16 protein-coding genes are annotated in these 20,837 nt (G+C 68.0%); 8 read left to right on the forward strand and 8 right to left on the reverse strand.

The window, feature by feature from the left end:
- Positions 1 to 49 precede the first annotated feature (49 nt).
- Positions 50 to 2,305 carry a protein-disulfide reductase DsbD family protein gene (locus Cte04_RS15390; RefSeq protein WP_066480041.1) on the forward strand — a complete coding sequence of 752 codons (2,256 nt, stop codon included), beginning with the start codon at positions 50 to 52 and terminating at the stop codon, positions 2,303 to 2,305.
- 240 nt (positions 2,306 to 2,545) lie between these two features.
- Positions 2,546 to 3,058 (forward strand): hypothetical protein, encoded by a 513-nt coding sequence (locus tag Cte04_RS15395; protein WP_066480044.1) that lies wholly within the window; start codon positions 2,546 to 2,548, stop codon positions 3,056 to 3,058.
- A 54-nt stretch (positions 3,059 to 3,112) separates the two neighbouring features.
- On the opposite strand, the gene Cte04_RS15400 is transcribed toward Cte04_RS15395, so the two are convergent.
- Positions 3,113 to 3,973 carry a GNAT family N-acetyltransferase gene (locus tag Cte04_RS15400; RefSeq protein ID WP_066480046.1) on the reverse strand — a complete coding sequence of 287 codons (861 nt, stop codon included), beginning with the start codon at positions 3,971 to 3,973 and terminating at the stop codon, positions 3,113 to 3,115.
- Between the two features lie 235 nt (positions 3,974 to 4,208).
- Between Cte04_RS15400 and hemE the strand changes: the two genes are divergently transcribed.
- From hemE to Cte04_RS15415, 3 genes are all read left to right on the forward strand, one after another.
- Positions 4,209 to 5,309: a uroporphyrinogen decarboxylase gene (gene hemE / locus Cte04_RS15405; protein ID WP_066480048.1), complete on the forward strand. Its 1,101-nt coding sequence runs from the start codon at positions 4,209 to 4,211 to the stop codon at positions 5,307 to 5,309.
- A gap of 764 nt (positions 5,310 to 6,073) precedes the next feature.
- Positions 6,074 to 8,242: a replication restart helicase PriA gene (priA, locus tag Cte04_RS15410; protein ID WP_066480051.1), complete on the forward strand. Its 2,169-nt coding sequence runs from the start codon at positions 6,074 to 6,076 to the stop codon at positions 8,240 to 8,242.
- Between the two features lie 210 nt (positions 8,243 to 8,452).
- Entirely contained in the window at positions 8,453 to 9,574 is a 1,122-nt protein-coding gene (locus Cte04_RS15415; protein WP_066480054.1) for an asparaginase, read from the forward strand.
- Positions 9,575 to 10,144: 570 nt separating this feature from the next.
- Here Cte04_RS15415 and Cte04_RS15420 read toward each other — a convergent pair.
- Positions 10,145 to 11,095, reverse strand: a complete 951-nt coding sequence (locus tag Cte04_RS15420; RefSeq protein WP_066480059.1) for an AEC family transporter — start codon at positions 11,093 to 11,095, stop codon at positions 10,145 to 10,147.
- A gap of 179 nt (positions 11,096 to 11,274) precedes the next feature.
- Here Cte04_RS15420 and Cte04_RS15425 point away from each other — a divergent pair, with 179 nt between their 5' ends.
- From Cte04_RS15425 to Cte04_RS15435, 3 genes are read left to right on the forward strand one after another with little or no spacing between them, the layout of a single operon-like run.
- Positions 11,275 to 13,341, forward strand: coding sequence for an ATP-dependent helicase (locus Cte04_RS15425; protein WP_066480066.1), 2,067 nt, complete (start codon positions 11,275 to 11,277; stop codon positions 13,339 to 13,341).
- A gap of 10 nt (positions 13,342 to 13,351) precedes the next feature.
- Positions 13,352 to 13,873 carry a hypothetical protein gene (locus Cte04_RS15430; RefSeq protein ID WP_245633399.1) on the forward strand — a complete coding sequence of 174 codons (522 nt, stop codon included), beginning with the start codon at positions 13,352 to 13,354 and terminating at the stop codon, positions 13,871 to 13,873.
- Between the two features lie 6 nt (positions 13,874 to 13,879).
- Positions 13,880 to 15,079, forward strand: coding sequence for a phospholipase A (locus Cte04_RS15435; protein ID WP_083526691.1), 1,200 nt, complete (start codon positions 13,880 to 13,882; stop codon positions 15,077 to 15,079).
- A 218-nt stretch (positions 15,080 to 15,297) separates the two neighbouring features.
- On the opposite strand, the gene Cte04_RS15440 is transcribed toward Cte04_RS15435, so the two are convergent.
- The 6 genes from Cte04_RS15440 to Cte04_RS15465 all read right to left on the reverse strand — a co-directional run bounded on the left by Cte04_RS15440 (position 15,298) and on the right by Cte04_RS15465 (position 20,727).
- The gene (locus Cte04_RS15440; protein WP_066480263.1) at positions 15,298 to 15,690 is read right to left on the reverse strand and encodes a RidA family protein; all 393 of its coding nucleotides are present in this window, start codon (positions 15,688 to 15,690) and stop codon (positions 15,298 to 15,300) included.
- 2 nt (positions 15,691 to 15,692) lie between these two features.
- Positions 15,693 to 16,145: an acyl-CoA thioesterase gene (locus Cte04_RS15445; protein ID WP_066480073.1), complete on the reverse strand. Its 453-nt coding sequence runs from the start codon at positions 16,143 to 16,145 to the stop codon at positions 15,693 to 15,695.
- A 10-nt stretch (positions 16,146 to 16,155) separates the two neighbouring features.
- Positions 16,156 to 17,772: a benzoate-CoA ligase family protein gene (locus Cte04_RS15450; protein WP_066480082.1), complete on the reverse strand. Its 1,617-nt coding sequence runs from the start codon at positions 17,770 to 17,772 to the stop codon at positions 16,156 to 16,158.
- Positions 17,773 to 17,787: 15 nt separating this feature from the next.
- On the reverse strand, positions 17,788 to 18,954 hold the full coding sequence (locus tag Cte04_RS15455; protein ID WP_066480084.1) for an acyl-CoA dehydrogenase family protein: 1,167 nt from the start codon (positions 18,952 to 18,954) through the stop codon (positions 17,788 to 17,790).
- A gap of 1 nt (position 18,955) precedes the next feature.
- The gene (locus tag Cte04_RS15460) at positions 18,956 to 19,810 is read right to left on the reverse strand and encodes an enoyl-CoA hydratase family protein (protein ID WP_066480264.1); all 855 of its coding nucleotides are present in this window, start codon (positions 19,808 to 19,810) and stop codon (positions 18,956 to 18,958) included.
- 149 nt (positions 19,811 to 19,959) lie between these two features.
- On the reverse strand, positions 19,960 to 20,727 hold the full coding sequence (locus Cte04_RS15465) for an SDR family NAD(P)-dependent oxidoreductase (RefSeq protein ID WP_066480271.1): 768 nt from the start codon (positions 20,725 to 20,727) through the stop codon (positions 19,960 to 19,962).
- Between the last annotated feature and the right edge of the window lie 110 nt (positions 20,728 to 20,837).

Below are 20,837 nucleotides of genomic sequence, written 5' to 3' on the forward strand. Positions count from 1 at the left end.
CCGTTTCTCCGGACTGCCGCCTCGCCAATCGCCTTTTCACTCGCGCTTCATGGAACGCTTTGCGCTCTGGCTCGCGCTGGCCTTTGCGCTGGCCGCCTGCGCGTTCTCCGGCAGCGCCCATGCGCAGATCGTGCTCAAGGGCATGGCGGCCCAGGGAGCCGTGGCGCAGACGCCGCGCGTGCGCGCCGAACTGGTGGCGCAGGCGCCCGACGGCATCGTGGCGGGCCAGACCTTCTGGCTGGGCCTGCGGCTGGAGCACCAGAGCGGCTGGCATACCTACTGGAAGAATGCGGGCGACTCCGGCCTGCCCACGGAATTCAGCTGGCAGCTGCCCGCCGGCCTTTCGGCCGGCTCCATCGCCTGGCCCGCACCCCATGCGCTGCGCGTTGGCCCGCTGGTCAACTACGGCTACGAGGACACGGTGCTGCTGCCGGTTCCGGTCCGGGTGGCAACCGACTTCAAGGCCCCGGCATCGGGCCAGGTCAATGTGCACCTGTCGGCCAACTGGCTGATCTGCCGCGTCGAATGCATTCCCGAGAGCGGTGAATTCCAGCTGCAGATTCCCGTGCAGGGCACGACGGCCAGCCACAGCCAGGATTTTGCCCAGGCGCAGGCCCTGCAGCCGGCCGCGCTGGCCGCAGCCGGCCAGGCCACGGTCATGCCCGGCGCGCAGCCCAGCGAAGCCAAGCTCGTGGACGACCGCATCCGCCTGCGGATACCGGGCCTGCCCGCTGCCGTGCGCGGCAAGCCGCTGGATTTCTACCCCGAGAACGCCGAGACCTTCCACCACGCCGCCGAGCCGGGCAAGGACTGGCAGCAGCGCTGGGAAGGCGATACCTGGATCGGTGAAAGCCTGCCGCTGTCCGATCTGCGCGGCCAGACACCGGGACAGCTGGCCGTGGTGCTGGCCCTGCCGCAGCAGGAGCGCGCCGCCGCGCTGGCCCAGGGACGGCCCGTGGCCTGGCGCAGCGAACTGGCCGTTCAGGGCCAGTGGACGCCGGCCACGCTGGCCAGCGTCTCCCCGGCCCTGGCTGCGGCGCTGGAAGCCAACCGGGCGGCGGCCGACTCCCCGGCGCCTGCGGGCAGCGGCGCCACCGGTTCTGCCAGCCTGTGGGCGGCCCTGCTGGGCGGACTGGTCGGCGGCCTGATCCTGAACCTCATGCCCTGCGTGTTCCCGGTGCTGGCCATCAAGGTGATCGGCTTTGCCCGCCACGGGAGCAACGGCCGCGCCCAGCGCCTGGGCGGGCTGGCCTATGCGGCCGGCGTCATCCTGTCCTTCCTGGCCCTGGGCGCGCTGCTGCTGGCGCTGCGCGCTGCGGGCCAGCAGCTGGGCTGGGGCTTTCAGCTGCAATCCCCGGCCGTCGTGGCGCTGCTGGCCGCGCTGTTCACGCTGCTGGGCTTGAATCTGGCAGGCCTGTTCGAGTTCGGCAATCTGCTGCCGGGGCGCCTGGCCTCGGTGCAGGCGCGCCATCCGGTCGCCGACTCCTTTCTTTCGGGCGTGCTGGCCGTGGCCGTGGCCTCGCCCTGCACGGCGCCATTCATGGGCGCCTCCCTGGGCTTCGCGATCGACATGCCGGCCCTGCAGGCGCTGACGGTGTTTGCCGCCCTGGGCGTGGGCATGGCCCTGCCCTATCTGCTGGCCTGCTTCGTGCCTGCCGTGGTGCGCTGGCTGCCCCGGCCCGGCGCCTGGATGCAGACCTTCCGCCATGCCATGGCCTTTCCCATGTTCGCCACCGTGGTCTGGCTGGTGTGGGTGCTGGGCCAGCAAAGCGGCGTGGACGGCGCGGCGGCCCTGCTGGCCCTGCTGCTGGCCTTGAGCGCGCTGATCTGGGCGCTGCACCTGCAGGGCCGCACGCGCTGGGTACTGTCCGCCGCCGTGCTGCTGCTGTCGGCCGGCCTGCTGTGGCATGCGGTACCGCTGATCGCCGCCGAAGCGCCCGCTGCCAGCGCCCGGACCGATGACAAATCACTCTGGCAGCCCTGGTCGGCCGAGCGCGTGCAGGCCGCCCGGTCCCAGGGCCGGCCGGTGTTCGTGGATTTCACCGCGGCATGGTGCGTGACCTGCCAGGTCAACAAGCGCACCACGCTCAGCCATCCCGACGTGATGGCCGCCTTCGAGAAGAACCAGGTGCAGTTGCTGCGCGCCGACTGGACGCGCCAGGACCCGGCCATCACCCAGGCGCTGCATGCGCTGGGCCGCAGCGGCGTGCCGGTGTACGTGCTCTATGCACCGGGCCGGCAGCCCGTGGTGATGACCGAGCTGCTGACGCGCGGCGAAGTCATGGAGGCACTGGGCACGTTATAGGCTGCGGGCGCCGGCCGCTGTGCATTTTGATACCGTGCTGACGGCAGCTTGACGATCGACAATCCGCCTACGACGGCCCAGGCTTGCGCCCTATGTCGCCCCCGGAGCAAAAGGACTAGACTGGGCTCGTCCGGGGGATCTGCATTCCAGACACCAGGCGCCGCAGCGGCCGCGCCTTCGGACACCGCCCTTTCCATGCATGCGGCCACTGCCAGTCCTGCACCGCACAGGAGGTGGGCCATGCATGTACTTCACTCCCTTTCTCATCCCTCCAGGCGCAGCAAGAACCTGTTGCGTGCACTGGCGCTGGCCAGCCTGGCGGTCGCCGGCTTTGCACTGCCCTTCGTCTGGGACGTGCTGGCCGCCATCAACGAGCTGCCCAAGATGGCCTGGCTGCAGTCGCTGCTGGCCCAGGTGCCGTTGCTGAGCTGGCTGATGATGTTCGTCTGGGGCGCCGCAATCCCCGTGGTACTGATCATGTGCATGCAGGTCTCGCCCGCCCACCGGCTGCGCAATGCCGCCATGGTGCTGGCGCTGATGCTGGTCGCCGTGACCTGGTATGTGCACATGCCGGCCTCCAGCCGCTGCATGGCCATCTACCCCCACACCACCTGGGCCTGCGACGTTCTGCAGTGGGGCTACAGCCTGAGCCTGGGCATTGCCACGGCCACCTATGTGTTCACCATGCTGGCCATGGGGTTCTCGGCCCTGGGACTGCTGGCCGAAAACCTCGGCGATCCGGTGCAAGCCTGAGCCTGAACGGCGGGGACTTTGCTTGAGCTGTAGGGGCCGCCTGCAGCAGGCCGCTCAGCCCCTGCGTCCGAACAGGCGGCGGTAGCGCGCCGGCAGGTCCTGCATGCGCATCATGATGGGCAGGTCGGCCGTATTGAAGTCGCTGTCCCATGCCGGTGCGCCCAGCACCTTGGCGCCGGCGCGCAGATAACCCTGGATGAGCGCCGGCGGCTCCACCGGTGCGGCGCTGGTGCCCACGTGGGCCAGCTGCTCGGGCAGTGCCACGCGGGGACGGACCTGCAGCGCGGGCTCGGCCAGATGGCTGCAGCGCAGCTGCTGCCACACGCGCGCCGGGCCCTCTCCGTGGGCCAGGCCCGGGTATTGCATGGGAATGCTGGCGCATCCCACCATGGCTTCGAGCCGGTTGCGCTGCATGAACTCGGCCAGTGCGCCCCACAGCGCCAGGATCACGCCCCCCTGGCGATACCCGGCATGCACGCAGCTGCGGCCCAGCTCCACCATGTGCGGACGCCAGGCATGGAGGGGAGAAAGGTCGAATTCCTGATCGCTGTACAGGCCGCCCGCGCGCTGCGCCTGGGCGGGCGTGAGCAGCCGATAGGTGCCGATCGCGGCTTCGTGCTCGGTGTCGTAAACCACCAGGTGTTCGCAGAAATCGTCGAAGGCGTCGATGTCGTGGCCGGCCAGCGGCGTCTGCAGCAGTGCTCCCATTTCCTCGGCAAAGACCTGGTAACGCAGCCGCTGGGCCTGGCGGACCTCGTCGAGATGGCGGGCCCAGCGCACCTCCAGCTTCGGCGCCGCTGCCTTGGCCGGAGCGTAGGAAACCAGAGGGTTGAGCGAGGAAAGCGGAACGAATGGCGACTGGGGCGAGGTGTTCGGCTGGGTGTCCAGCACATCAAGAACGTCGGGGTGCCTCATATCTGCTTTCCTCTGATGTTGGACGCAGTTGGCGGCCTGCCTGTGCCACACGGTATGCCTGCGTGCCGCCATTGTTGAAAACGCGCGTGAAGCCTGCACGACAGTTGCATGACGGTTGCATGACAGGCTTTCCGTCGTCTCACCGGGCGGCCGCCGGACTGCTGCAGATTTGTGGGAACTGCCCTGCTCGGGAATGCACGCAATGGCTGCGCCGGAGTGGGCGACAATCACGGCCATGAGTTTCGCCCCCCTGACCAATGACACCTTCCTGCGCGCCTGCCGGCGCCAGGCGACCGAGTACACGCCGCTGTGGCTGATGCGCCAGGCGGGCCGCTACCTGCCCGAATACAAGGCCACGCGCGCCAAGGCGGGCAGCTTCATGGGACTGGCGACGAACGTGGATTACGCCACCGAGGTCACGCTGCAGCCGCTGGAGCGCTTTCCGCTGGATGCGGCCATCCTGTTCTCCGACATCCTGACCGTGCCCGACGCCATGGGCCTGGGCCTGTCGTTCGCCGAGGGCGAAGGCCCGCGCTTTGCCAAGGTGGTGCGCGACGAAGCCGCCGTGGCACAGCTGGCCGTGCCCGACATGGACAAGCTGCGCTATGTGTTCGATGCCGTCACCAGCATCCGCCAGGCCCTGAACGGCCGCGTGCCGCTGATCGGCTTCTCGGGCAGCCCCTGGACCCTGGCCTGCTATATGGTCGAGGGCAAGGGCAGCGACGACTACCGACTCGTCAAGAGCCTGATGTACAGCCGTCCGGACCTGATGCACCGCATCCTGGCCGTCAATGCCGACAGCGTGGCCGCCTATCTGAATGCCCAGATCGACGCAGGCGCCCAGGCCGTGATGGTGTTCGACAGCTGGGGCGGCGTGCTGGCCGATGGCGCCTTCCAGGAATTCAGCCTCGCCTACACCCGGCGCGTGCTGGCCCAGCTCAAGCGCACCGGCGTGGACGGCACCGACGTGCCGCGCATCGTCTTCACCAAGGGCGGCGGCATCTGGCTGCCCGACATGAAGGACATGGACTGCGAGGTGCTGGGCCTGGACTGGACGGCCAACCTGGGCCATGCGCGCGCCATCGTGGGCGACACCAAGGCACTGCAGGGCAATATCGACCCGAACGTGCTGTTCGCACCGCCCGTGCGCATCGCCGAGCAGGTCCGCGCCGTGCTCGACAGCTTCGGTACGCCACACACGGACTACACCACCTCCGGCCCGACCCATATCTTCAACCTGGGCCACGGCATCAGCCAGTTCACCCCGCCCGAGCATGTGGCGGCGCTGGTCGAGGCCGTGCATGGCTACTCGCGCCAGCAGCGCGCCGGCCGCTGAGAGCGCGATCCACAGGACCAGCGCGTTTCATATCTGCAACAAGGACCTTCGGGTCCTTTTTGCTTGCCGCACCGGTCCCAATGTCGGAAATCCTACTGTTTCAAATGGTTATAGGGCGACTATCGCGGGGCCGCGACAGCCTTGATCCGGTCCGCAAGTCATTGATCCGTAAGTAGAAAATTCCGCACTTCCCCCATTCGGCCCGCCGCTTCGCGCACCGCGCGGCTTCTGCAGGAAACCGCAAGCAGGGCGTGTAGGAAAAAGTTATCCACACCCCTGTATTCCACAGCGCCCGGACCGCGCAGCCTCCATGCATTCATGCTATTTTTTTAGCGACTTTTGCGCTTTGCTGGCGGATTTACCGGCATTTTGGTCTAGGGAAGAGCGCGCTTGACAGCCCGCCCATGGCTGATTTATGCACAGATGTGCACAAGCGGCGAATGCGCTTCCAAAGGCTCAGGCACGACGGAGCGCGGCGTTTTCATTTCATATAAGTTGTTGTTTCATATAAATTTAAACTTCTTCCAATGGACCTTGGCGGTAGCGATAGAAAGTATTGAAGATCCGTTGGCCGGACCCGCAGCCGGTTTTTCCTCACAAAGTTATCCACAAGCCCGGAAGCCATGCAGGGCCTCAAAACCTGCTATAGAGCCTGCCGAAAGGGTTCACGCGTATGCTCTGAGCCCTGCCCGCCGGGCGGCCTTTGCATCCCGGATGCACCTTTTTCGCGGGGCCTTTGCTCGCCGCCCACTGTTTCTGCCCCCATGCCCCATATCGCCCATATCGCCGTTCAAACCCCCGCGCACAGCGCCGTGGGAGAACTGCTCAGCTACGCCAGCGAGGAAGTCCTGCCTCCCGGCACGCTGGTGCGGGTTCCGCTGGGCAGGCGCGAACTGCTGGGCGTGGTGTGGGAGCCGCCGGCCGCGCCGGCCCCGCTGCCCGAAGGGCTGGAACTGCGCAGCGTGGCCTGCGTGCTGCCGGGCCTTGCGCCCCTGGACGCGGGCTGGCGCCGGCTCGTGGCCTTTGCCGCGCATTACTACCAGCGCAGCGTGGGCGAGATTGCCGTCACCGCCCTGCCGCCGCAGCTGCGCGACATGACGGCCGAGCAGCTGGCGCGCCGGCTCGCCCCGCCGAAACCGGCCAGGAAGTCCCGCAAGAGCAAGGCGGAGACGGAAACCGAGCCGCAAGCCTGCGAACCGGTCCGGCCGCAGCAGCCAGCCGCTATCCCATCCATAGCGCTGAGCGCAGAACAGGCCAGCGTTTTTGCGCAAATCGAGCAAAGCCCCGGCCCCTTCCTGCTCTACGGCAGCACGGGTAGCGGCAAGACCGAGGTCTATCTGCGCGCCGTGCAGGCCGTGCTGGAGGCGAATCCGCAGGCCCAGGCGCTGGTGATGGTGCCCGAGATCAATCTCACGCCCCAGCTCGAAGAGCGCTTCACGGCGCGCTTTGCGCCACTATACGGCGCGGAGGCTGTGGTCAGCATGCACAGCGGCATGACCAACCCGCAACGCCTCAAAAGCTGGCTGGCCGGCCACACGGGCCGCGCGCGCATCGTGCTGGGCACGCGCATGGCCATCTTCGCCAGCCTGCCGCGGCTGGCGCTGATCGTGGTCGACGAGGAGCACGACGCCAGCTACAAGCAGCAGGAAGGCGCGCGCTACTCGGCCCGCGACCTGGCCGTCTGGCGCGGGCGCGACGCGGGCGCCAAGGTCATCCTGGGCAGCGCCACGCCTTCGCTGGAAAGCTGGCATGCCAGCAGCCCCACTGCACAGGGAGGCCCGGGCCGCTACCTGCGCCTCGCCATGCCCGGCCGTATCGGGGCCGCCGCCCTGCCCCGGGTGCGACTGGTGGACATGACCCAGCAGCCGCGCAAGGCCGTGTTCTCGCCCCCGCTGCTCGAAGCCATCACCGCGCGCGTGCAGCGCGGCGAACAAAGCCTGGTCCTGCTCAACCGCCGCGGCTTCGCGCCCGTCCTGTTCTGCGCCGACTGCGGCTGGAAGAGCGACTGCCCGCACTGCAGCGCGCACCAGGTCTTCCACAAGGGCGACCGCACGCTGCGCTGCCACCACTGCGGCTTCACCCAGCGCGTACCTTTTGCCTGCCCCTCCTGTGGCAACCCCGACATCCTGCCGCTGGGCAAGGGCACGGAGCAGCTGGAGGAAGAGCTGGAGCGCGTGCTGCGCAATGTGCAGCGCCCCGACGGCAATCCGGCGCGCGTGGCGCGCATCGACGCCGACACCACGCGCGCCAAGGGGGCGCTGCAGGAGCAGCTGGCCGCCATGCATGCGGGCGACATCGACGTGCTGGTCGGCACGCAGATGGTCGCCAAGGGCCATGATTTCCGGCGCATCACCCTGGTGGCCGCCGTGCAGCCCGACAGTGCGCTGTATTCGAGCGACTACCGCGCCCCCGAGCGCCTGTTCTGCCTGCTCATGCAGGCCGCGGGCCGCGCCGGGCGCGATGCCGGCTACGTGGCTGCCCAGGGCAGCCGGGCCGAGATGTGGATACAGACCCACGACCCCGCCAACCCGGTCTATGCGGCGCTGCAAAAGCACGACTACGAAGCCTTTGCCGCGCGCCAGCTCCAGGAGCGCCAGGATGCCGGCATGCCGCCCTATGCCTTCCAGGCCATCGTGCGCGCCGACGCCAGGACCCAGGAAGCCGCCCAGGCCTTCCTGAACGCGGCCACGCAGGCCGCGCGCGACGCACAGCTGCCCTGGCTGGACGAAGTCTTCATCTATCCGCCGATTCCCATGGCCGTGCAGCGCGTGGCCAATGTGGAACGGGCGCAGATGCTGCTGGAAGCCACCAGCCGCGGCGCGCTGCTGCGTTTTCTGAACCACTGGCAGCCCTGGCTGCACTGGCTGCGCGGCCAGGGCGAGCACCGCACCATCGTGCGCTGGCTGGTGGATGTGGACCCGCTTTCCATCTGAAGGCCGATTGCGCATGACCCCATGCGGACCACAGCATAAATTGCACTGAAAGCACCTGCAGTCATACGCATGCCGCTTTCTTTTCGATAGCACTTTTAGCCATTTCGCTGCAACGCTCCTATCGGTGTTTGTTCCAATGCCAAGCCCGCCGCGCTCGTGCATCGTGCGTGCCTCGGTCCACAAGGCCGTTTTTCACCCAACGGAGCACACATGGCTTTCCAATCGTTTCGCATGTCCGTGATGGCCGCAGCCATCGCTTTTGCCGGCTTTGCAGGCGCACCCGCGCTGAGCCTGGCACAGGACGCCTCCCCCGCCGCCAATGCCGCGGCCGCCCAGACTGCCGCCAAGCCCCAGGTGGTGGTGCTGGCCACCGGCGGCACCATTGCCGGCGCCGGCGCCTCCACCGTCAACAGCGCCACCTATACCGCTGCCAAGGTGCCGGTGGACAAGCTGCTGGCCGGCCTGCCCGAGCTGGCCCAGGTGGCCAACGTGCGCGGCGAGCAGGTGTTCCAGATCGCCTCCGAGAGCTTCACCAACGACAACCTGCTGACGCTGGCCAAGCGCGTGTCGCAGCTGGCCAAGCAGTCCGACGTGGACGGCATCGTCGTCACCCACGGTACCGACACCCTGGCCGAGACCGCCTACTTCCTGAGCCTGACCGTGCACACGGACAAGCCCATCGTCGTCGTGGGCAGCATGCGCCCCGGCACGGCCCTGTCGGCCGACGGCGCGCTCAACCTGGTCAATGCCGTCAGCGTGGCCGGCTCCAAGGATGCCAAGGGCAAGGGCGTGTTCGTCACCATGAACGACGAAATCAACACCGCGCGCGACGTGAACAAGGACATCAACATCCAGACCGGCGCCTTCAAGAGCCAGTGGGGCCCGCTGGGCATGGTCGTGGAAGGCAGGAACTACTGGTTCCGCGCACCCGTCAAGCGCCACACCAACAACTCCGAATTCAACATCGACAGCATCGACAAGCTGCCCCAGGTGGACATCGTCTATGCCTACGGCAGCGTCCAGCCCACGGCCGTGAACGCCCTGGTGGACAGCGGCGCCAAGGCCATCGTCCATGCCGGCACGGGCAACGGCTCGGTGGCCGACCGCATGGTCAAGCCGCTGCAGGACGCGCGCTCCAAGGGCGTGCTCATCGTGCGCTCCTCGCGCGTGCCCTACGGCTTCGTGCTGCGCAATGCCGAGCAGCCCGACGACAAGTACGATTGGGTCGTGGCCCACGACATGCGCCCCGAGAAAGCCCGCATCCTGACCATGCTGGCGCTGACCAAGGGTGCCAGCACCAAGGAACTGCAGCGGATGTTCTGGGAGTATTGACCACTCCCCCTGAGGCGCCGGCGCGCCTTCCCCCTCTCTGCTTCGCGGAGGGGGGACGACGCCTTCGCCGCGAGGCGGCTCTTGCTCGGCATTCCTTGCGAAAGAGGCGATGCGAGCGGCAGGGTGGGTGAGGTATTGAAAACGCCTTGCGCGGGTCTTGCCTGTGCAGGGTAATCTCATCCAATAAGTTGCGCTGCAATCGGCTTCCAACGCTTACCCAGCAAGCGTTGACAGCTATCAGATCCGAGAGAAGCTATCCCGTATCCGGTATTGCCCCTTGTGACCACGCCTGCGACGGCGGCCTCTTGGGGCGCGCGGCTGCACCGCAGAGTGCAGACGCTTCGTGCTCTGACTTGCGGCCGTTTGTCTGAACGTAGCGCCACAGGCGCGCAGTGAGTTGGGGGCCGCACAGCCCCAAGAGGTTGACGGCGCAGGTTGCCCCGTACCGCAGCGAAGGCGTGGGCAGTAAGGGCTGTGCTCTTTGCCTACTTTCTTGCACAAGAAAGTAGATCGCCTGCCGGGGCGAAATCCCGGCCTCTGTACGCCAATCAGGCATGCCGCCAAATTGGGTCAGATCATCAGCGCCACGGCGGCCGAAAAGCTCAGGAAGGCCAGGGCCGTACTCACCAGGATGATGCGGGCCACGCGGCCGCTGTGGGCGCCGAAGCGCTCGGTCAGCAGCGAGACATTGCTGGCCGAGGGCAGCGCAGCCAGCAGCACCAGGGTGACGAAGGCCTCGCGGCCCAGGGGCAGACCCATGGCCATGGCGCCGCTGCCCACGGCCCAGACCAGCAGCGGATGGATGGCGAGCTTGGCCAGCGCGATCGGCACATACTCGCGCGCGGCCACGCGCTCGTGGCTGTTCATCTGCGAGCGCGCCAGCACCGCGCCTATGGTGAACAGCGCCACGGGCGAGGCCGCTGCGGCCAGCATGGCCACGGTCTTGTCCAGCGGGGCGGGCAGCGTCCAGCCCCTGGCGGAGGCCACGCCGCCCAGGACGATGGACCAGGGCATGGGGTTGGACGCCATGCCCCTGAACGCGCCCCGAAGCGCCACGGCCACGCCGTGGCCGCCCGACAGGTCCAGCCGCGACAGCGCAATGCACAGCGAGGTGGTGATCACCATGTCGACGGCCATGGTCACGATGACCGTGCCCGCGCTCTGCGCCCCCAGCAGCGCCACCAGCATGGGCACGCCCATGAAGCCGGTATTGGGAAAGGCCGCCACCAGCGCGCCGAAGGCCGCGTCGTTCCAGCCCAGGCGCCGGCGCGTGAGCGCCACCGTCGCACCCACCATGAGCAGCGCGCACAGCAGGTAGACGGTCGTCACGTTGGCGTCGAGCAGCTGGGCTATCGGCGTCTGCGCGCCGAAGCGAAACAGCATGCAGGGCAGCGCGAAATACAGCACGAAGGCATTGAGCCCCGGTATCGCCGCCTGGGGCAGCACGCCGCGCCAGGTGGCCGCAAAGCCGCAGGCCACGAGCGCGAAGAAGGGAAAGGTGATGAGGAGGACGGACAGCACCGGCAGATTCTCACCGCATTGCGGCCATGCCGGCGGAGCGTGCCTGCGTGAAATTTCTTCCATGCATGCCACCCTGCTATTCCCGCGCCTGTCGTCAGTTGTCACAGTCCTGCGAAAGCAGGATCACGGCAAAGCGGTATGCTCCCTGCTCTCCCCTTCCGATCGAATTTCTCCGCTTCATGTCCGCAGGTCTCAATCTCGCCCAGCTCCAAGCCGTGCATTACACCGAAGGGCCATGCCTTGTGCTGGCCGGCGCGGGCTCGGGCAAGACGCGCGTGATCACGCACAAGATCGGGCGGCTGATCGAGAACGGACTGGCGCCGCGGCGCATCGCGGCCATCACCTTCACCAACAAGGCCGCCGCCGAGATGCGCGAGCGCGCCGCCGGCCTCATCGGTCGCCAGGCCAAGGACGTGCTGGTCTGCACCTTCCATGCCCTGGGCGTGCGCATGGTGCGCGAGGACGGCCATGTGCTGGGCCTCAAGCCCCAGTTCAGCATCCTCGACCAGGACGACGTGACCGGCATCCTCAAGGACTGCGCGGGCGGCACCACCGACGTGGCCACGGCACGCCAGTGGCAGTGGACCATCAGCAACTGGAAGAACCAGGGCTGGGACAGCCGCAAGGCCCTGGCCATGGCCCAGGACGACAACGAGCGCACCATCGCGCTCATCATGCAGCGCTACGAAGAGCGCCTGACCGCCTACCAGAGCGTGGACTTCGATGACCTGATCGGCATGCCCATGCGCCTGCTCCGCGGCCATGCCGAGGTGCGCGAGAAATGGCAGCGCCTGCTGGGCCACGTGCTGGTGGACGAATACCAGGACACCAACGCCACCCAGTACGAGCTGCTCAAGCTGCTGGTGGGCAGCCGGGCCCATTTCACGGCCGTGGGCGACGACGACCAGAGCATCTACGGCTGGCGCGGCGCGACGCTGGACAACCTCAAGAAGCTGCCCCTCGATTTTCCGCAGCTCAAGATCATCAAGCTGGAGCAGAACTACCGCTCCACCAGCGCCATCCTGCGCGCGGCCAACAATGTCATCGGCCCCAACCCCAAGCTGTTTCCCAAGACGCTGTTCTCGGAGCTGGGCGAGGGCGACCCCGTGCGCATCGTGGACTGCGACACCGAGGAACACGAGGCCGAGCGCGCCGTGGCGCGCATCCAGAGCCTGCGTGCCAGCATGAACCCGCAGCCGGCCTGGAAGGATTTCGCCATCCTCTACCGCGCCAACCACCAGGCCAAGCCCTTCGAGAAGGCGCTGCGCAAGGCCAGCATTCCCTACAAGGTCTCGGGCGGCACCAGCTTCTTCGACCGCGCGGAGATCAAGGACCTGTGCGCCTGGTTCCGCCTCTGGATCAACAACGACGACGACCCGGCCTTTCTGCGCGCCATCACCACGCCGCGCCGCGGCATAGGCCACACCACCCTGGCCAAGCTGGGCGAATTCTCGGCGGCCCACAAGACCAGCATGTTCGGCGCGCTGTTCAATGCCATGCTGGAAGACGCCCTGCCCCGCAAGGCGCATGACGGCCTGCTGGAGTTCGGCCGCGCCGTCAACGAGCTCGAATACCGGGCGCGCCACACGCTGGGCTTCGAGGCCGCGCGCGGCTTCCTGGTCGACTGGCTCAAGGAGATCGGCTACGAGCAGCATCTCTACGACAGCGAGGACAGCGAATCCGTGGCCGCCGCGCGCTGGAGCAATGTGCTGGAGTTCTGCGACTGGATGGCGCAGCGCGCGGGCGGCAAGATCGAGGATGCGGCCGGCACCACCACGCAGACCGAAATCAAGAGCCTGCTCGAGGTGGCGCAGAACGTGGCCCTGCTGTCCACCATCAGCGAGCGCGAGCAGGAACAGGACATGGTGGTGCTCTCCACCCTGCACGCCTCCAAGGGCCTGGAGTGGCCGCATGTGATGCTGGTCGGCGCCACCGAGGGCATGCTGCCCTTCAAGCTCGACGACGACAACGGCCGCCAGCAGCAGGTCAGCGACGAGACCGCCGCCCGCCTGCAGGAAGAGCGCCGCCTGATGTACGTGGGCATCACGCGCGCCCAGCGCACGCTGGCCGTGAGCTGGACCAAGCGCCGCAAGAAAGGCCGCGAGATGGTGGCCTGCCAGCCCAGCCGCTTCATCAAGGAGATGGGGCTGGATGCCGCCACCGCCAAGGAAGATCCGCGCGAGAAGCTGCGCCAGCTGCGCGCCGAATTCGCCGCGCGCAAGGCTCAGCCCGGCGCCGCCCCCTGAACGATTGCCTATGACAGTTTCCGCCTTGTTCCGTGCGCGCGCTCCGATGCTTTCGCGCACCCTGATCTGCGCAGCCGGCATCGCCCTGCTGGCCAGCGCCTGTGCCCAGAATTCCCCACCGGCCACGCCGCAGCCCGCCGGAGCCTGCCCTGCGGACAGCGACATGTCCGACACCCAGCTGCTGGGCCAGTGGTCGGGCAGCATCGAAGGCCAGCCCGGCAGCGTGCGCATAGAGCTCGGCCCGCACCCTGAGTGGAAGGGTACGGCCAAGGGCCATGTGCTGCGCGGCGATGCGCGCCTGCCCATGGTCGGCGATGTGGACAATGGCAGCGTCACGCTGGAGGAAAGCGCCGACGGCGTGCACATCACCGGCACCTGGCTGGGCCAGGTGGTCGCCGGCAGCTGCGGCCGTGAGATACGCGGCGACTACCTGCCGGGCGAAGAAGCCCGGCCCCAGCCCTTCGTGCTGCGCAAGCTGGCACCGGCCCTCTATTCCAGCCCAGCGCCGGCCACCGCCCCCATCCGCCACTGAAGCACCATGCAACGAACTTTTCTCACCCCCGCCGTGGCATTGGCAACCCTGGCCTGCGGCGCCTGGACACTGCCGGCGCAAGCCCAGGCGTCGGCCCCCGGCATCCTGGATCCCGAGGCCTGGCGCCAGTGCGCGGCCACCACCGACAACTCGGCGCGCCTGGCCTGCTTCGATGCCTGGGCCCGGAGCCAGCAGCCGCTCACCGCACCGCCCGCCACCGGCTGGAGCGCCCCGGCCGCACTTGCCAGCAGCGCCAGCACTCCGGCACAGGCCTCCGAAGCGGCGGCCGTGGTCACGGCCGCAGGCGACGCCGGCCAGGGACTGGCCCTGCCCGTCACTCCGACCAACGGCGGCTGCCGCGATCCGCGCTACAGCGAAATCTCGCGCTTTTACGAGCTGGAGCCCGGCTCGGACTGCGGCACCTTCAGCTTCCGCGGCTACCGGCCCATGTCGGTGTCCGCCGTGCTGGGCAGCCGCGTCGACGACCAGCCCCACTCGCCCAGCCGCGGTTCGCCCGACTCCGAGGCCTACCAGAAGCACGAGATGCGCATCCAGCTGTCGGCGCGCACCAAGATCGCCTCGGGCCTGCTGACCGGGCCGGCCTCCGGCGGCAAGGACTCGCTGTGGTTCGGCTATACCCAGCAGTCGTACTGGCAGCTGTTCAACGGCGCCATCTCGCGCCCCTTCCGCACCACGGACCACGAGCCCGAGGTGTTCTACGTCTATCCCACCGATGCGCAGCTGCCCTTCGGCTGGCGCTGGCGCTATTCGGGCGTGGGCCTGGTGCACCAGTCCAACGGCCAGAGCAACCCGCTGTCGCGCAGCTGGAATCGCTGGTATCTGATGACCGGCGCCGAACTCGGCAACCGCTGGCAGCTGCACCTCAAGGCCTGGAAGCGCATCCACGAAAGCACGCTGGAAGACGACAATCCGCACATCCAGGACTACATAGGCCGCGGCGAAATCAAGCTGGGCTGGAACGTCAACGACCAGAACTACCTGGGCTTCACGGCCCGCGGCTCGCTGGGCCAGGGCAGGGGCTCGGGCCGCATCGAATGGCTGCGCACCCTGGGCGAAGGCTGGAACGGCGGCAAGAGCAATCTGCGCCTGCATGTGCAGCTGTTCAGCGGCTATGGCGACAGCCTGGTGGACTACAACTACAAGCGCACGGTGCTGAGCGTGGGCCTGAGCCTGCTGGACTTCTAGGCGCCTTCCATCCCGGCGGACGGCACCGCCGCCGCGGCGTATCCGGCCCACGCCCTTGCCCGCAGCCGCCGGCCTGGACACTCCTGTCTTGCGGACCGCGGCCATCTCCTGCCGCGCACTCATATTCCATAGCTGGCAACACTTGCTCCTTATTGATTTCAAGCCTTTCGAGCATTGAAATCCAATGGATACAAGCGCTGCCAGCTATCAAAATGAAATCACTCCGGCACCACGGCCGTGACCTCGATCTCCACCTTGGCACGGTCCTCGATCAGCGCCGCCACCTGCACGGCCGTCATGGCCACGCTGAACGAGCCTATGAGTTCGCGGTAGGCCTGGCCGATCTCGGCTTGGCGCGCCAGGTACTCCTTCTTGTCGGTGATGTACCAGGTCATGCGCACGATGTGCTCGGGCCCGGCGCCGCCTTCCTTGAGCACGTCCACCACGTTCTGCAGCGCCTGGCGCACCTGGCCGGCCAGATCGTCGGTGTGGAAGCGGCCCTGACCGTCCCAGCCGATCATGCCGGCCACATAGATCTGGCGGCCGCTCACGGCCACGCCGTTGGCATAGCCTTTGGGGCGGGGCCAGCCCGCAGGCAGCAATACTTGCATGGTCATTCCTTTTCTTGTGACGGGATGGCGAGCCACTGCGCAATCGCCGCGCGGATGTGGTCGGGAACGGCAATGGCCTGATGGGTCTGCAGATCGGTGAACACCAGCACCTTGGTGGCGGCCACGCGCAGTCCGCCGTCGGGCCCCGTGCAGTCCACGGCCAGCGTCAGCGAACGGTTGCCCAGCCTGGCCACGCGCAGGCCGAAATCCACGGTCTCGCCCATGCGCGTGATGGCGCGGAAGTCGCACTCCAGGTGCACGATGGGCAGGCCGGTGCGGTCCTGCGCCACCATGTCGGCATAGGGCACGCCCAGGGCGCGGTTGAACCAGTCCTCGACCAGGCCGTTGAACAGCACCAGGTACTGCGGAAAGAAGATGATGCCCGCGGGATCGCAGTGCGCGAAGCGTATGGGCACCTGGCTGACGAAGCGCGGCGCGGCGGATGTCTGTGTCATGGCCGCCCCTTCACTGCCCGTGCAGCCTGAAGCGCTGCAGCTTGCCCGTGGGCGTGCGCGGCAGCTGGTCGACAAAGGCCACGGCGCGCGGATATTTGTAGGGCGCCACGGTGCTTTTCACGAAATCCTGCAGCTCCCTGGCCATGGCATCGCCTGCCGCATGCCCGGCACGCAGCACGACAAAGGCCTTGACGATCTGGCCGCGCTCCGCGTCGGCCACGCCGATCACCGCGCACTCGGCCACGGCCGGGTGCTGCATCAGGGCCTCCTCCACCTCGGGCGCCGCGATGTTGTAGCCGGCCGAAATGATCATGTCGTCGATGCGCGCCTGGTAGACGAAGTAGCCGTCGGCATCCATCAGGTAGGCGTCGCCCGTGAGGTTCCAGCCATGCTGCACGTAGTTGCGCTGGCGCGCGTCGTTCAGGTAGCGGCAGCCCGTGGGGCCCTGCACGGCCAGTTTGCCCACCGTGCCCGGCGGCAGCTCGTTGCCGTCGTCATCCACCACGCGCGCGCGGTAGCCGGGCACGGCCTTGCCGGTGGCGCCGGGGCGGGCTTCGTCCTCGCGGTGCGAGATGAAGATGTGCAGCATCTCGGTGGAGCCTATGCCGTCGATGATCTCGATGCCGGTGGCGTCCTTCCACAGCGCGCGCGTGGAGGCCGTGAGCGCCTCGCCGGCCGACACGCATTTGCGCAGCCGCGTGCGGCGTATGCGCTCGCCCTGCTGGGCCATGACGCGATACGACGTGGGCGCCGTGAACACCACGGTGGCGCCGAAGCGCTCCATGCCGTCCACCAGCTGGTTGGGTCCGGCCTTTTCCAGCAGCGCCATGGAGGCGCCTATGGACATGGGAAACAGCACCTGCCCGCCCAGGCCGAAGGTGAAGGCCAGGGGAGGGCTGCCGATGAACACGTCATCGGCATGGGCGCGCAGCACGCTCTGCGGCCAGCAGGCGCAGACGGCCATCACGTCGCGGTGGAAATGCATGGTGGCCTTGGGCACGCCCGTGGTGCCAGACGTAAAGCCCAGCAGGCAGGTATCGGTGGCGGCCGTGTCCACGGCATCAAAGTGCGGCGAGGCCTGTGCCATGAGGGCTTCGAGCGTGCCGGCATCCTCGGCGCGCGCATTGAAAAAGCGCACGGATTTCAGCACCTGGCTTTTCTGCTGCGCGCCCAGCACTTCGGCGCGCAGCGCGTCGTCGCACAGCGCATGGCTGACCCGGGCGATGTCGACGATGGTGGACAGCTCCTTGGCGCGCAGCAGCGGCATGGCCGCCACGGCAATGCCGCCGGCCTTGACCACGCCGAACCAGCTGGCCACCAGCATGGGGTTGTTGGGGCCGCACAGCAGCACGCGGTTGCCCGGCACCAGCCCCATGTCCCGCGTCAGCACATGGGCGATGCGGTTGGCCTTTTCCTGCAGCTCGGCATAGGTCCAGCGCACGCCGTCGGCCTGCACGCACAGCCGGTCGCCGCGCCCTTCCTGCACATGGCGGTCCAGCAGCTCGGCCGCGCAGTTCAGCCGCTCGGGAAACTGCAGCTCGGGCAGCTCGAACAGGTAGTCGGGCTGCAGCTCGGCGGGCGGCAGGTTGTCGGCAGCAAAGGTGTCGATATGAGCGGTATAGGTCATGGTCAGCCTCGCTATCTAGGCACTCGCGCCCCTGAGCAATTCGCGCGCGATGATGAGCTGCTGCACCTCGGTCGCGCCCTCGTAGATGCGCAGCGCGCGGATCTCGCGGTACAGCCGCTCCACGGGCTGTTCGCTGACCACGCCCAGCCCGCCCCAGATCTGCACGGCGGCGTCGATGACCTGCTGGGCGTTCTCGGTGGCCGTCATCTTGGCCATGGCGGCCTCGCGCGTCACGTTTTCGCCCTGGTCGCGCTGCCAGGCCGCGCGGTAGGTGAGCAGGGCCGCGCTGTCGATCTGCGTGGCCATCTGCGCCAGCCTGGCCTGGGTGAGCTGGAAGTCGGCCAGCACGCCGCCGAACATCCTGCGCGTGGTGGCGCGCTGCAGCGCCTCGTCGAGCGCGCGGCGCGCAAAGCCCAGGGCCGCGGCGGCTACCGAGGTGCGGAACACGTCCAGCGTGCGCATGGCCACCTTGAAACCCTCGCCACCCTCACCCACGCGCTGGGTCACGGGCACGCGGCAGTCGGTGAACTTGAGCCGCGCCAGCGGGTGCGGCGCGATCACGGCTATGCGCTCGGCGATCTCGAAGCCCGGCGTGCCGGCGTCCACGATCAGCGCCGAGATGCCGCGCGCGCCCGGCGCCTCGCCCGTGCGCACGAAGACCACGTAGAAGTCGGCGATGCCGCCGTTGGAGATCCAGGTCTTCTCGCCGTTGACCACATAGTGGTCGCCTTCCAGCCGGGCCTCGCAGGCCATGGCCGCCACGTCCGAGCCCGCCTCGGGTTCGGACAGCGCAAAGGCCGCAATCGCCTCACCCGCCGCCACCTTGCCCAGGTAGCGCTGCTTCTGCTCGGGCGTGCCGGCCAGGCTAATGGCGCCCGAGCCCAGGCCCTGCATCGCAAACGCAAAATCGGCCAGGCCGTTGTGGCGTGCCAGGGTTTCGCGGATCAGGCAGATGGCGCGGGTGTCGATCTGCGCGCCCGCGCCGCCATTCTCGGCGCCGGCCACCGCATGGCGCAGCCAGCCGCCCGCGCCCAGCGCCCTGACCAGCTGGCGGCAGTCGCCATCGGTATCGCCACTGTGCACATGCGCGGCATGCTGCGCGGCCCAGGCGTCGAGCTCCTGCGCCAGCTGCGCATGGCGGGGCTCGAAGAACGGCCATTTCAGATAGCTGCTGTCGGCCATGTCAGTTCCCTTCAAATACCGGCTTTTGCTTGGCCACGAACGCGTGGTAGGCGCGCGCGAAGTCTTCGGTCAGCATGCAGATGGCCTGGGCCTGGGCCTCGGCCTCGATGGCCTGCTCCACGGTCATGGCCCATTCCTGGTGCAGCATGGTCTTGGTGATGCCGTTGGCGAACGTCGGGCCGGCGGCCAGGTCGGCCGCGAGCCGCTGCGCCTGCTCCAGCAGGGCCTCGGGCTCGCACAGGCGGTTGAAGAAGCCCCAGCGCTCGCCCTCCTCGCCGCCCAGGCTGCGGCCGGTGTACAGCAGCTCGCTGGCGCGGCCCTGGCCGATGATGCGCGGCAGGATGGCGCAGGCGCCCATGTCGCAGCCCGCCAGGCCCACGCGGTTGAACAGAAAGGCCGTCTTGCTGCGCGCCGTGCCCAGGCGCATGTCCGAGGCCATGGCCATGATGGCGCCGGCACCGGCGCAGACGCCGTCGACGGCCGCGATGATGGGCTGGGGGCAGGCGCGCATGGTCTTGACCAGCTCGCCCGTCATGCGAGTGAACATCAGCAGCTCGGGCGCCTTGAGCTGCACCAGCGGGCCGATGATCTCGTGCACGTCGCCGCCCGAGCAGAAGTTGCCGCCCGCGCCCACCAGCACCACGGCCTTCACGTCCTGCGCCCACTTGAGCTTGTGGAACAGGTCGCGCAGCTCGGCGTAGGAGTCGAAGGTCAGCGGGTTCTTGCGTTCGGCGCGGTTGAGCGTGACCGTGGCCACGCCGCCGTCGACCTGCCACAGGAAGTGCCGTGCCTGGTAGCCGGCCAGCTGCTGGTGGTTGCCCGCCACCAGGGCGGGATCGATTGCGTATTCACTCATCTTGGTCTCGCTCTCCATTGAATAAGTCATCCAAGGCACTGTCTCTCAAGCCACCCCAGCCCAAGCCAGTGGCGCCGAGCAAGAGCCGCCCCGCTGCGAAGGCGCCGTCCCCCTTCCAGGGGGAAGCCGCGTAGCGGCTCAGGGGTGCATCACACTTCGCCGCCGGCCACCGCAATGGCCTGGCCGGTAACGGCGCCGGCGCCCGGGCCGCACAGCCAGAGCACGGCATCGGCCACCTCCTGCGGCTGCACCAGCCGGCCCTGGGGGTTGCCCTTGACGAATTCGGCCATGGCCTGCTCGGGCGTGCGGCCGGTCTTTTCGACCACGCGCGCAATGCTCTCGCGCACGATCTCGGTTTCGGTATAGCCGGGGCAGACGGCATTGATGGTGACGCCCTTCTTCGCAAACTCCAGCGCCAGCGAGCGGGTCAATCCCACCACGCCATGCTTGGCCGCCACATAGGCGGCGACATAGGCATAGCCCTTGAGCCCCGCGGTGCTGGCCACGTTGACGATGCGCCCGTAGCCCGCCGCCGCCATCGCGGGCAGCACCTGCTGCATGCACAGCATGGTGCCGGTGAGGTTGACGGCCAGCATGTTCTGCCACTGCGCCGCGTCCATCTTGAGGAACGGCGCGCTCTGCGCCTGGCCGGCGTTGTTGACCAGAATACTGATAGCGCCTTGCGCTTGCTGTGCCTGGTCAAAGGCCGTTTTTACCTCTGATTCGCTCGCCACATCGGCCAGTTCCATGCGGCATTGGCCAGCAAACTCGTCCACCAGCTTGCGCAGCGGCTCGGCCCTGCGCCCCAGCACCGTGACCCTGGCGCCGTGCGCCAGCAGCTGGCGCGCAATGGCCTCGCCTATGCCCTGGCCCGCGCCGGTCACCAACGCATGTTGGTTATTCAAATCGCGCGTCATCGAGTTCTCCATAGCGCATGAAACTGGCGCGCTCCAAGCCAGAGATACCGAGCAAGAGCCGCCTCGCAGCGAAGGTATCGTCCCCCTCCCGCGAAGCGAGAGAGGGGGAA

Origin of the sequence: Comamonas terrae, assembly GCF_001544075.1 — a bacterium.
GTDB lineage: Bacteria > Pseudomonadota > Gammaproteobacteria > Burkholderiales > Burkholderiaceae_C > Comamonas > Comamonas terrae.